The sequence below is a fragment of the Mesorhizobium sp. CNPSo 4671 genome, from assembly GCF_057784245.1.
The window spans coordinates 398188-410220 of record NZ_JBWLUW010000003.1 but is presented as its reverse complement, the minus strand read 5'-3'; the positions used below and the strand labels follow the sequence as shown (position 1 = coordinate 410220).

Genomic DNA, 12033 nt, shown 5'->3' with positions numbered 1-12033 from the left:
TGCATGTTGGCCATAAGACAGGCATAACTCAAATTATCATTTTTTGGCCAAAGACCCAAAATTCCTAATGCCTAGAAAATCCGTTCCCGCTCTGCCTCCGCTCGACTGGCTGCGCAGTTTTGAGGCGGCGGCACGGCTGTCGAATTTCACGGCGGCCGCAACCGAGCTCGGCCTGACCCAGGCCGCCGTCAGTCAGCATATCCGGCTGCTCGAGGACCGGTTGAAGACGCGTCTGTTCTCGCGGCTGGCGCGCGGCGTCGCGCTGTCCCCGGAGGGTGCCGCCTACCTGCCGCACATCCAGTCCGCCTTTGCCACCATCTCCAACAGCACGACGGAACTGTTCGAGCCGCGCGCCGTGCAGACGGTGTCGATCCGGGTACCGATCTCGTTCGCCCTACTGCTACTGGTCCCGATGCTGCCCGACCTCGCCGAGGCGCTGCCGCGCATCCAGCTCGATCTGGTGACGATCCATCGCCCGACCGACTACGATTTGCCGGGCTCGGCGCTCGACATCCGTTTCGGCAATGGCTCCTTTCCCGGACGCGAAGCCGATAGGCTGACTGCCGAGCGGCTTGTGCCGGTGGCAAGTCCAGCACTCGCCGGTGCCACCGACTGGACAGCCCTGCCGCTGCTTCTGGTCGCCGGTGCGCGCGAAATGTGGTCGGAATGGTTCGCGGCGGCCGGATTGGCCGGCCACCCCCAACGGTCGCACCGCTTCGACAGTTTCGTCGCGGCGCTGGAGGCCGCGAGCGCCGGCGCTGGCGTGCTTCTGGGCTCGCGGCCACTTGTCGACGCGGCCCTCAAGAACAGGAGCCTGGTGCCGCTTTCCGATTTCGAACTCTCCAGCACCTCGGGCCATTTCCTGACCAAGGCGTCGACCGCACGCCTGACCAGTGCCGAACAGGATTTTCGCCAGTGGCTGCTGAGACACCTTTCCGGGGAGATCTCGGCCTGACCGTCACTGCCTAGCGCGACGTGACGCCGATGCGCTTCCAATAGATCAGCGTGCCGGTCAACCCACCATGCGGTTTCAGCGCGTAGTCCGGTATTTCGCCGGCCAGGGTGAACCCGAGTTTTTCGTAGAGGCCCGAAGCGCCCTCCTCCGTCGCCGTGTCCAGAACCAGTAGCGTGCGCCCCTTCTCGACGGCAAGACGCTCGGCGGCTCGCATCAGCCGCGTTCCGACACCCTTGCCCCGATATTCGACCGATGTCATCAGCTTGGCGATCTCGGCCCGGTGCGGCTGGTTGGGTGGGCAGTCGAGCAGCAGCGTGACGGTGCCGGCCAGGACCTTGCCGTCCCAGGCACCGAGCACCACCCTTTCGTCCTTTGCCGCCGCGGCCAGCGACCTCTCCCAGAATACGTTTGCCGCTTCCGGCGCCAACGGATGCATGAAGCTGACGGAGCCGCCGGCGCCAACCGTTTCGACCAGCAGATCCGCCAGCATCGCCAGCGTTTCCGCACTTGCGTTCAGCGCTCCGATTTCGATGGAATTCATGGCCAGTCCTCTGGAGATGATGATTGGGCTCAGTCGAGATGGCGCACCCGCCGCCGCTTGCGCGCGGCCTTGATGGCGCTGATGCGTTCGGTGTCTTCTTCCCTGAGGTGCCGCCCACGTTCGAGGATTTCGAGCGTATATTCCTCATAGGTCAGGCCCAGCCGTTCGGCCTTGTCCATGCGCATCAGCATGACCTCGCGGCTCGGCGCCCTCCACGCCTTGGCGTGCGCGGCCTGCCAGGCCAGGAAGATGTAAGGATCGCCCTTGCCCCAGGGTGGCCCTTTGTAATCGTCAAGAGGCGGCCCCCCATTGTGGGAGCGTTTTGGCCGTCTCGCCATAATCTCAGCCCCTGACCAGCGCGACGAGATAGTCGGCGCCCGCCTCCGGGGCATGGAAGCTGCAGTCCGACGGCGCGCCCAGCGCCAGGCAGTCGCCGGGCTCCATCCTGTGCACCACATCGCCCTCGGTGAAGTCGAGCCGTCCGGAAATCAGCCAGATCTGCTGCTTGATGAAGGCGTAGGAGGCCGCCGGCAAACTGACCCTGGCGCCCGCCGGCAGATGCACCTTGATCAGTTCGAGCGGCATGTCAGTGGCCGGTGACAAATGCCGCCTGACATAACCTGTATCGGGATCGCGCCACACCGGCTGGTCGGCCTCGCGCAACAGCCCGCCGCCTTGCAATTCCGCCCGCGCGATGAGGGTCGACAGCGTCATGCCAAAAGCCGCAGCGATGCGCACCAGAAGGGCTGCCGTCGGGCTGGTCATGCCGCGCTCGATCGTGCTCAGCATGGCCTTGGAAACGCCGGACCGCTTGGCGAGCTCGGCCAGCGACCAGTCCCGCATGGTCCTTTCCGTGTGGATCCGCCTGCCGATGGTCGAGGAAATGTCGTTCGCTATATCATCCATATGTCCATTATAGCGAACGATGGGAATTGGAGAAGAGCCATTTCGCGACAATTTTCGCCAGGTGCTTAATCGTCTCTACACCATCCGACCTCATCCGACCTTAACCCCATTCTTGTAGGGTCTGATCTCCAGGGAAATGGGGATTGGCCTGTCCATGTATGTCGAACGCGAAGCTTCCGTCGGAGAACCGACATCGCAGGAGCGCCGCAACGCAGAGCAGAACGACCGGCGCATCCTGGGCAATGTCGTGCAATGCGACGGCGCGCGCGCCACCATCAGCGCCTATGCCGACGATGTCGGCGGCGCGGTGACCGGCCTCTGGACGGTCGGCAAGATGATCTCGATCAATCTGGGCACGACGCGAACCGTCGGCCTGGTCTATGGCATCGGCAAGTCGGACCGCGCCTGGAGCAATGAAGGCCAGAACGCCATCGAAGTCAGCATCGAGCTGATCGGCGAAGTGCGCGACGGCGCCGAGCCAGGCGCCAAACCGATCTTCGACCGCGGCATCACCACCTATCCGCATATCGGCGCGATTGCGCACCGCATCCGCACCCGCGACCTGCAGGCGGTCTACGATCTGGCCGGCCGTCATTCCATCACCATCGGCTCGCTGGCGCAGGACGAGACGATCGCCGCCAACATCGCCATCGACGACACGCTGGCGCGCCATTTCGCCATTGTCGGCACCACCGGCGTCGGCAAATCCACTGCTGTTTCGCTGCTGCTGCGCAAGTCGATCGAGGCACGCCCGGATTTGCGCATCCTGATCCTCGACCCGCACAATGAATTTGCGAGCTCGCTGCCCGAATATTGCGTCAAGGTCGATTCCAAGACGCTCGACCTGCCGTTCTGGATGTTCAAGCTCGAGGAATTCGCCGAGGTGCTGTTTCGCGGTCGTGAGACCGATGCGGAAGAGATCGACGCTCTGCGCGACCTCATTCCGCTCGCCAAGAACCTCTACCGCAACCCGAATTCAGGTGCCTATCTCAGGCGCGGCAATGATGCGCTGACCGCCGATACGCCGGTGCCTTACCGCATTGTCGACCTGCTCAAGCAGATCGACGAACGCATGGGCATGCTCGAAAGCAAGAACGAGCGCCCGACGCTCAAATCGCTCAAGACGCGCATCGAATCGGCCGCCGCCGATCCGCGCTACCGCTTCATGTTCAGTTCGCGCCTGATCGAGGACACCATCCACGAGACGATCGGCAACATTTTTCGCGTGCCGCATCATGGCCGCCCGGTGACCTGCTTCGAGATGGCCGGCATGCCCTCCGAAGTGGTCAACTCCGTCTGTTCGGTGCTGGCGCGCCTGGCCTTCGATCTCGCTCTGTGGAGCGAGGGCAAGCTGCAACTCCTGTTTCTGTGCGAGGAAGCGCATCGCTACATGCCGGCCGATCCGCGTCTCGGCTTCGCGCCGACCAGGCACGCGCTGTCGCGCATCGCCAAGGAAGGCCGCAAATATGGCTGCTATCTCGGCGTCGTCACCCAGCGCCCCGGCGAACTCGACCCGACCATCCTGTCGCAATGCTCGACCTTCTTCGCCATGCGGCTCGCCAACGAGCAGGACCAGGCGATCATCCGCTCGGCCATCGCCGATTCTTCCGCCTCCACGCTTGCCTTCCTGTCGTCCATGGGCCAGCGCGAAGCCATTGCCTTCGGCGAAGGCGTGGCGACGACCATGCGGTTGAAATTCGAAAGACTGCCCAGCCACCTGCTGCCCGGCACGTCCAAGCGCGAAGAGGCTATCTCGTCGAAGAGCGGCGACGATGTCGACCTGGTGGCGATCGTCGAGCGGCTGCGCAACGTGCCGAAACCGACACCGCAGGCGATGGCCTTCGCCGAAGTGGTCGATTCCAGCCGCCAGGCCGGCGATCCCGACTACCGCAAGCCGGCAACCACCCGCGCGCCAGCGGACGACGATTTCGACATGCGATACGGCCTGAAACCCGCCACCTTCGGCCTGCGCCCCCAGAACGACTGAGCCTGGCGTCAAGTCCATCTGCCGATAACACTGAGCACCTACGTCAAACATCCAAGGGCCAAGCTTCGTTGGCCAGCCTGGGTAAATCCCGTCAGGGAATTCGTCAGGCCAATCGACTGGTGCTGTTTTCGAGAACCGGAGCGGAGCGGACATTAAGTCCGTGAGCACCGGAAGCGCAGAAAACGGCGGCAGACGGCCGGCCTCACGAATTCAATGATGGGATTCTAGGCGCAGACGCGGTTGCGGCCTTGCCTCTTCGCCTCATAGAGCTGGCGGTCGGCGCGGCGATAGAACTCCTCGGCCGTTTCCTTACGGTCCCAGACGGCAAGGCCGACGCTGGTGGTGATCTTGAGCCGCACATTGCCCGACAGGATCGACATGTTGGCGATTGCCTTGCGGATGCGCTCGGCGAATTTGGCCAGCAACTCAGCCTCCATGTTGGGCGTGACCACGGCGAACTCCTCGCCGCCCAGCCGCGCCACCACGTCGTGGTAGCGTGTCATGTCCTTCAGGCAGCTGGCGACAGCCTTGAGCACCTCGTCGCCGACATCGTGGCCGTGGGTGTCGTTGACCTGCTTGAAATGGTCGAGATCGAGGATCATCAGCCCGACCGGCTTTTCGATGCGCCGGAACTCTTCGAGATATTCCTTCAGCGCATCGTCGAAATAACGGCGATTCTGCATGCCGGTCAGGCCGTCGGTCAGCGCGGCATGCTCGAGCGTTTCGGAGCGGGCGCTGAGCGAGACCGTCATGGCGCGCAGCTTGCCTTCTTCCGTCGCCTGTTTGCGGATCAGCGGATAGATGAAGAAGATACCGAAGAACAGCGCGGTCGCCAGCAGCACACCGGTCGCGAACAACAGCTTGTTGAGGTAGATGACCTTGTCCAGGCCCGACTGCGTATGCAGTTCCATAGCGAAGGATTGCAACAGCCCATAGGCGTGCAGCGTCACCAGGCCAGCGGCCAGGATCACGAAAATAAAGACGAAAAAAGCGGATTCCGCCTTATGGAAACGCATCTGCTCCCCAATGGAAAAGTGCCCATCGAACTTATGGCACGGACCGCCTTACGGAGCGTTAATCCCGGCAACTTCGGCGCGAACCCTTCCGTCATGGTCAACTTTTTAAGTTGCATTAGCAACAAGTGTTTGGATCGTGGTTTCGAGATCGTCACCCGGGCGCAATCTCTGCCATTCCGGCCCCAACTGATGGCGAAACCAGGTCGTCTGCCGCTTGGCGTATTGCCGGGTTGCGATCTTGGCGCGCTCGACCGCCTCGGGAAAGCTCAGCTGTCCGGCCATCGCCGCCTGCAGGTCGCGAACGCCGATCGCCTTCATCGCCGGCAAGTCTGGATCGAGGCCAAGGGCTGCGAGTCGCCTGACCTCCTCCAGCGCGCCCTTGTCCAACATCTGGTCGAAGCGCCTCCCGATGCGGTCAACCAGCGCGGCCCGATCCGGCTCGACGACCAGGAAACGCGCCGTCCGCCTGTCGATGAGCGGCCGGCCGCGCTCAGCCTGCCAATCCAGGATCGACCGGCCGGAGGCATCGAGCACTTCGAGCGCCCGCACGACGCGCTGGCTATCGGTTGGCTTGAGCTGCATGGCGGCTTTCGAATCCTCGCGCAGCAGCAGGCCGTGCAGCTTGACCGCGCCTTGCTCCTTCAACTCGTAGCGCCAGCGGTCGCGGATGCGCGGTGGAATGTCGGGCATTTCCGAAATGCCCTCGGCCAGCGCCCGAAAATAGAGGCCGGTGCCGCCGACGAAGATCGGTCGCCGCGACAGCGCGCCGTCATCGATGAGTTTCATCACATCGCGCAGCCAGGCGCCCGTCGAATAGGCGGTACCGGGATGGACGTGGCCGTACAGAAAATGCGGCACGCGTGCGAGGTCGGCCGCCTCCGGCCGGGCGGTCAGCACATCGAGAACTGAATAGCCCTGCATGGAATCAGTGTTGACGACAACGCCGCCTGCGCGTTCGGCCAGGTCGAGCGCCAATGCCGACTTGCCGCTGGCGGTCGGCCCGGCTATCAGGATCGCGTTCTTCACGCGGCCTTCGCCCGCATCCGCGCCGGAATTCTCGATGCCGCTCATTGCCACGCTTGTTTCCCGTCCCGCCGACCGCGCTCTGTCGCCGTCACTTGCGAATATGGCCTCGCGCTCGGTCGGCGCAAGCACCGTCGCCTGGCTGGCCGAAGGCATTGCCTGCGATCTTGCCCTGTCGCAAGAGGCTGACGCCACCGATACCACGGCTGCCCTGCGCGCCACATTGGCTGGGGAACCGGTCGATGTGATCGTCCAGCAGGCCGAAACGCGTCGCAAGAAAATCCTCATCGCCGACATGGATTCGACCATGATCGACCAGGAATGCATCGACGAACTGGCCGACGAGATCGGCGTCAGGGAGCACGTCGCGGCGATCACCGCGCGGTCGATGAACGGCGAGATCGCTTTCGAGCCGGCGCTGCGTGAACGGGTGGCGCTGCTGAAGGGACTCGATGCCGCCGTCGTCGACCGCATCGTTGCCAATCGGCTGACATTGGCCTCGGGCGGCCGCGCGCTGGTCCAGACCATGCGTGCCAACGGCGCCTGGGCGGCACTGGTCTCGGGTGGCTTCGAAGTGTTCACGACCCGCATCGCCGCCATGCTCGGCTTTCAGGAAAACCGCGCCAATCGCCTGCTCGAACAGGACGGACGTTTCACCGGCCTGGTCGGCGAGCCGATCCTCGGCCGCGCCGCCAAGGCCGAGGCGCTGCTCGAAATCTCGGCGCGGCTTGGCCTGACGCCGGCCGATGCCATCGCCGTCGGCGACGGCGCCAACGACCTCGACATGATCCGCCTCGCCGGCACCGGTGTGGCGCTTCATGCGAAACCGACAGTGGCGGCGCAGGCCAAGGTCCGCATCGACCATGGCGACCTCACCGCTTTGCTCTACCTTCAGGGCTATCGGAGCGAGGAAATCGTCCAATGAAACCCATGCGCACCGAGCGTCTCATCCTGCGCAATTGGGAGGACCGCGACCGCGAGCTCTTCCATCGCATCAATTCCGATGAGCGCGTCATGGAATTCTTCCCGTTCCGCCGCGACCGTGCCGCCGCGGACGCCAAGATGGACGAATTCCACGCCTGGATCGAAGAGGACGGCTATGGCTTCGCTGCGGCCGAGATTGCCGCGACCGGCGAATGCATCGGTTTCGTCGGCCTCCTCACTACCGATCATGTACCATCGCTGCCGGCCGACACGATCGAGATCGGCTGGCGGCTGGCGCCCGAATTCTGGGGCAAGGGCTATGTCACCGAGGCCTCGGAAGCCTGGCTGGCCTACGGTTTCGAGACATTGGCCGTCGACGAGATCGTTTCCTTCGCCGTCGCGGAAAACCACCGCTCGACCGCCGTCATGAAACGCCTCGGCATGACGGCCGACCCATCGGCTGACTTCGACCATCCCAGCATTCCCTACAGCCATCCCGCGCTCAAGCGGCACGTGCTTTACCGGCTTTCGCGCGCGGACTGGTGGGCAAGAAAAAAGGCGGCTGGTTAGCCGCCTCTTTTTTGAAATCGCCGGATTGAAATCTCAATCCATCCGGATCGTTACAAACCGCAACTCACCGGTCTTCGACGCGAGCATCAAGAGCGCGTTCTTGCGGCCCTGCTCCTTCAGCGCGCCGATCCGGTCCATGACGTCCTTGGGCGTGGCGACCGATTCCTGTGCGATCTCGGTGATCACCTCGCCGGGCTGGATGCCGCGCTCGGCGGCGGCCGAATCCTTGGCGACATCGGTGATGACGACGCCGGAAACATCGGCGGCGATGCTGAACTTCTTGCGCGTCTCGTCATTGAGTTCACCGACGGTCATGCCCAGCACAGAGGCGGTCGAAACGGCCGGAGCCTTGTCGCCCTTGTCCTGGTCGGTGTTGCCGTTCTCGCCACTGGCGAGCTTTTCGCCATCCTCGAGCCGGCCCAGCGTCACCTTCACCGTCTGCTCGACACCCTTGCGCACGATCAGCACGTCGACGGCCTTGCCGACCGGGCTTTCGGCGACGACGCGCGGCAGATCGCGCATCTCATGGATGTCCTTGCCGTCGAACTTGATGATGACGTCGCCTGCCTGGATGGTGCCGTTGTCGACCGGTCCGCCCTTGATGACGCCGGCGACCAGCGCGCCCTTGGCTGTCGCCATGCCGAGGCTCTCGGCGATGTCGTCCGTGACCGGCTGGATGCGCACGCCTAGCCAGCCGCGCCGCGTCTCGCCAAACTGGCGCAACTGGTCGACGACGCCCGAGGCGAGCTGCGACGGGATGGAGAAGCCGATGCCGATCGAGCCGCCGGACGGCGAAATGATCGCCGTGTTGATGCCGATGACCTCGCCAGCGCTGTTGAACAACGGTCCGCCCGAATTGCCGCGATTGATCGCCGCATCGGTCTGGATGAAATCGTCATAGGGACCGGAATTGATGTCGCGGTTGCGGGCCGAGACGATGCCGACCGTGACCGTGCCGCCAAGGCCGAACGGATTGCCGACCGCCATCACCCAGTCGCCGACGCGCATCTTGGTGGAATCGCCGAACTTCACCGCCGTGAGCTTGTGGCCCTTTGGATCGACTTTCAGCACCGCGACATCGGTCTTGGTGTCTGTGCCGACCAGCGTCGCCTTCAGCGTCACGCCATCGGAGAAATTGACTTCGATGTCGTCGGCGTCCGCAATCACGTGGTTGTTGGTGACGACGATGCCTTGCTCGGCATCGATGACGAAGCCGGATCCCAGCGACTGCACCTTCTGCGCGCCATTGTCCTTGTCGCCGCCGCGGTTCTTGAAGAAATCATCGAAGAAGTCCTGGAAGGGCGAGCCTTCGGGAAGCTGCGGCATCGGCACCGCACCCGGCCCTTCCGTGCCCTTGACCGTCTGCGAGGTCGAGATGTTGACCACCGCGCCGAGCACGCCTTGCGCGAGGTCGGCCACCGAAGCAGGTCCGTCTGCCGCGAAGGTCGGCATCACGAAGGACGGGACGGCGACAGTACCGACAAGAAGCGCTGCCGTGCCGGCGATGAAGGTCCGCCGTGCCGCGCGCAAAAGGAATGTGGATGTCATCGAGAAGCCTCCCGGTCTTTCTGAAAGAGAAAGCGCAACGGTGAAAACACCGTGTTGCGCCATGTTGGCAAAAAATACGGCACGTTTGCGGCTACGACTACCGGCAGAGGATAAATCCTCCGTTATGCCGCAGACGAAAACCTGACGTTCTCATCCGCCCCGCACCAGCCAGACGATGCCGACACCGATGGCGATCGCGACCAGCCCGGCGATCCGCAATGCATTCTCCGGCATCGACAGCACCTCGCCCGCGAGCTTCCGCGCCAAGCTGGGAAAGCCGCCATAGACCAGGCCCTCTATGACAAGGACCAGGCCTATCGCCGCGAAAAAGTCCTGCACCGGCTATTGCTGGCCGGTGCTGGGTTGCGTCGTCGGCGCGGCAGGTGCCGTCGCCGGTGCAGCCGGAGCTGCTGGCGGCTTCGCCGGCCCTTCCTTGCCGTCGGGGTCGCGGAAGTAGCGGAAGAACTCCGAATTCGGCGACAGCACCATGGTCGTTCCGGTGTTGTCCAGCGCCGTGCCATAGGCGTTCATCGACCGGTAGAAATCGAAGAAGGCCGGGTCGCGCTTGTAGGCGTCCGCGAAGGTGGCACTGCGCTGGGCTTCGCCCTCACCACGCAGAATTTCGGATTCCTTCTGCGCTTCGGCAACGATCTCGACCACTTCGCGGTCGGCGCGTGCCGTGATGCGCTGTGCCGCTTCATTGCCGCGTGCCCGGAGCCGAGCGGCCTCGGCCAGGCGTTCGGCCTTCATGCGGTCGTAGGTCTGCTGTGAAACCTCGGCCGTGAGGTCGGTGCGGCGGATGCGGACATCCTCGATCTGCAGGCCGAGCGAGGTGGCATCGGGCCGGAGCTGATCGCGCACTTCGCGCATCATCACGGCACGCTCTTCCGAGAGCGCCGCCTCGAAGTCGCGCAGACCGTAGACGCGGCGCAAGGCAGCGTCGAGACGGGTCCTCAGCCGCGCTTCGGCCAGTTCGATCTGGCCGGACACCGCGGCACGGAACACGCGCGGATCCGAGATGCGATAGGCGATGAAGGCATCGACCTCATAGAACTTGCCGCCCGACACCTGGACGCGGATGTTGTCGAGGTCGAAGCGCAGCACCCTGTTCTCGATCAGTTGCACCGTATCAGCGTCGAAGAACGAGAACGGCGCCTTGAAATAGATGCCGGGCTCGCTCTTGACGTCGACGATCTCGCCGAACCTGAGCACGATCGCCTGCTGCTTCGCATTGACCACGAAGACAGAGGAATAGATGAGGAACAGGATGACCGCCGCGATGACGACGAAGATGGGAAGACGATTGGCCATCACTGGGTACCTCCCGTGTTCGCGGCAGGCGCAGCCGGAGCCGGCACTTTCGGCTGCAATGCCGGCAGCGGCAGATAGGGCACTACGCCTTGTCCGTTGCCCTGCTCGACGATGACCTTGCTCGAGTCCTTCAGAACCTTCTCCATGGTTTCCAGATAGAGGCGCTTGCGGGTCACATCCGGCGCCTTGGCGTATTCGTCGTAGACCGAGATGAAGCGCTGCGCTTCGCCTTCTGCCTCCTGAACGACACGGTTCTTGTAAGCAGCCGCGTCCTCGCGGATCTGCGCCGCAGCGCCCCGTGCCCCGCCGAGCTTCTGGTTGGAATACTGGTTGGCCTGCTCGACGAATTTGTCTTCGTCCTGCTCGGCGCGCTGCACCTCGTCGAAGGCATCGGCCACTTCGCGCGGCGGGGCCGCGTCTTCGATCGAGATGGCATTGACCTGCAGGCCGGCCTTGTAGCCGTCGAGCGTGGTCTGGATGATTTCACGCACGGAGGCCGCGATACCCTGACGGTCGTCGCGGAAGATGTCCTGTGCCGGTCTCCGACCGACAGCTTCACGCATGGCGCTTTCGGCCACCTGGGTCAGCATACCGTCGGGATCGGACACGTCGAACAGATAGGCTCTCGGATCCGAGACCTGATAGGCCACCGAAAACTGGACATTGACGATGTTCTGGTCGCCAGAGAGCATCAGGCCGTTGCCGCTGGTGTTGCCACCGCCGATGCTGACGAGCTGCTCGGAGATCTTGGCCGTTTCGACGGTTTCGAGTGGCCACCAATGGAAATGCAGGCCAGGCTGGGAGAGTTCGGGCTTCGGCTTGCCGAAGCGCAATTCGACGGCGACCTCGTCCGGCTGCACGGTATAGACCGCCTGGAATGCCCAGAGAACGACCAGCACCGCGGCGACCAGTCCGAACACGGCCGGGCTGGCGCCGCCGCCACCGGGCAGCGCGCGCCGCAGCCGGTCCTGGCCGCGGCGGATGATGTCTTCGAGATCGGGAGGCGAGCCCTGCGGGCCGCTCGGTCCCTTCGGACCCTGCCCCCAGGGTCCCTGATTGTTGCCGCCGCCGCCGCCCCATGGGCCGCCGCCACCGCCGCTCTTGTCGTTCCAGGGCATGAATGTCCTTTCGCTTGGAATTCCCTCAAGCGCCGGTGTTACGGCGCAAAATCCAGTGTTGTTCTTCTATAGGGATGTGGCAGCACGCTTTCAACGCGATGCCCCGCCGACATCATCCGTTTTGGGTCGGTAGC

The 12033-nt window shown here is 63.8% G+C and carries 13 protein-coding genes; 4 read left to right on the top strand and 9 right to left on the bottom strand.

The genetic code is table 11. The annotated features are described in order from the left end of the window. Window positions 1-67: 67 nt before the first annotated feature. Window positions 68-955 (top strand): LysR substrate-binding domain-containing protein, encoded by an 888-nt coding sequence (locus AC04SF_RS10160; protein WP_488477671.1) that lies wholly within the window; start codon window positions 68-70, stop codon window positions 953-955. Window positions 956-965: 10 nt separating this feature from the next. Here the strand turns inward: AC04SF_RS10160 and AC04SF_RS10155 are convergent, their stop codons facing one another. Genes AC04SF_RS10155 through AC04SF_RS10145 form a run of 3 tightly spaced genes read right to left on the bottom strand, consistent with a single transcriptional unit; the run spans window position 966 to window position 2402 of the window. After that, window positions 966-1496, bottom strand: coding sequence for a GNAT family N-acetyltransferase (locus tag AC04SF_RS10155; protein ID WP_488477670.1), 531 nt, complete (start codon window positions 1494-1496; stop codon window positions 966-968). A gap of 29 nt (window positions 1497-1525) precedes the next feature. Next, window positions 1526-1834: a hypothetical protein gene (locus AC04SF_RS10150; RefSeq protein ID WP_096447284.1), complete on the bottom strand. Its 309-nt coding sequence runs from the start codon at window positions 1832-1834 to the stop codon at window positions 1526-1528. 4 nt (window positions 1835-1838) lie between these two features. After that, window positions 1839-2402 carry a helix-turn-helix domain-containing protein gene (locus tag AC04SF_RS10145; RefSeq protein ID WP_488477669.1) on the bottom strand — a complete coding sequence of 188 codons (564 nt, stop codon included), beginning with the start codon at window positions 2400-2402 and terminating at the stop codon, window positions 1839-1841. Window positions 2403-2556: 154 nt separating this feature from the next. Here AC04SF_RS10145 and AC04SF_RS10140 point away from each other — a divergent pair, with 154 nt between their 5' ends. Next, window positions 2557-4389: an ATP-binding protein gene (locus tag AC04SF_RS10140; protein ID WP_488477668.1), complete on the top strand. Its 1833-nt coding sequence runs from the start codon at window positions 2557-2559 to the stop codon at window positions 4387-4389. Between the two features lie 224 nt (window positions 4390-4613). On the opposite strand, the gene AC04SF_RS10135 is transcribed toward AC04SF_RS10140, so the two are convergent. Both AC04SF_RS10135 and miaA read right to left on the bottom strand, forming a co-directional pair. After that, window positions 4614-5405: a GGDEF domain-containing protein gene (locus tag AC04SF_RS10135; protein WP_488477667.1), complete on the bottom strand. Its 792-nt coding sequence runs from the start codon at window positions 5403-5405 to the stop codon at window positions 4614-4616. Window positions 5406-5510: 105 nt separating this feature from the next. Continuing rightward, window positions 5511-6476 carry a tRNA (adenosine(37)-N6)-dimethylallyltransferase MiaA gene (miaA, locus tag AC04SF_RS10130; RefSeq protein ID WP_488477666.1) on the bottom strand — a complete coding sequence of 322 codons (966 nt, stop codon included), beginning with the start codon at window positions 6474-6476 and terminating at the stop codon, window positions 5511-5513. On the opposite strand from miaA, the gene serB reads away from it, so the two are divergent. Next, the gene (gene serB, locus AC04SF_RS10125) at window positions 6466-7353 is read left to right on the top strand and encodes a phosphoserine phosphatase SerB (RefSeq protein ID WP_488477665.1); all 888 of its coding nucleotides are present in this window, start codon (window positions 6466-6468) and stop codon (window positions 7351-7353) included. The genes miaA and serB overlap by 11 nt on opposite strands. Then, window positions 7350-7922: a GNAT family N-acetyltransferase gene (locus AC04SF_RS10120; protein WP_488477664.1), complete on the top strand. Its 573-nt coding sequence runs from the start codon at window positions 7350-7352 to the stop codon at window positions 7920-7922. Before serB ends, AC04SF_RS10120 begins: the two co-directional genes overlap by 4 nt. Window positions 7923-7955: 33 nt before the next feature. Here the strand turns inward: AC04SF_RS10120 and AC04SF_RS10115 are convergent, their stop codons facing one another. The 4 genes from AC04SF_RS10115 to hflK all read right to left on the bottom strand — a co-directional run bounded on the left by AC04SF_RS10115 (window position 7956) and on the right by hflK (window position 11899). Beyond that, entirely contained in the window at window positions 7956-9470 is a 1515-nt protein-coding gene (locus AC04SF_RS10115) for a DegQ family serine endoprotease (protein ID WP_096447298.1), read from the bottom strand. Window positions 9471-9620: 150 nt separating this feature from the next. Next, a complete protein-coding gene (locus AC04SF_RS10110) occupies window positions 9621-9809 on the bottom strand; it encodes a DUF2065 domain-containing protein (RefSeq protein WP_096447300.1) in 189 nt (62 codons plus the stop codon). 3 nt (window positions 9810-9812) lie between these two features. Then, complete coding sequence (gene hflC / locus AC04SF_RS10105) at window positions 9813-10781, bottom strand: protease modulator HflC (protein WP_096447302.1); 969 nt, start codon at window positions 10779-10781, stop codon at window positions 9813-9815. Further along, complete coding sequence (hflK, locus tag AC04SF_RS10100; RefSeq protein WP_488477663.1) at window positions 10781-11899, bottom strand: FtsH protease activity modulator HflK; 1119 nt, start codon at window positions 11897-11899, stop codon at window positions 10781-10783. Before hflK ends, hflC begins: the two co-directional genes overlap by 1 nt. Between the last annotated feature and the right edge of the window lie 134 nt (window positions 11900-12033).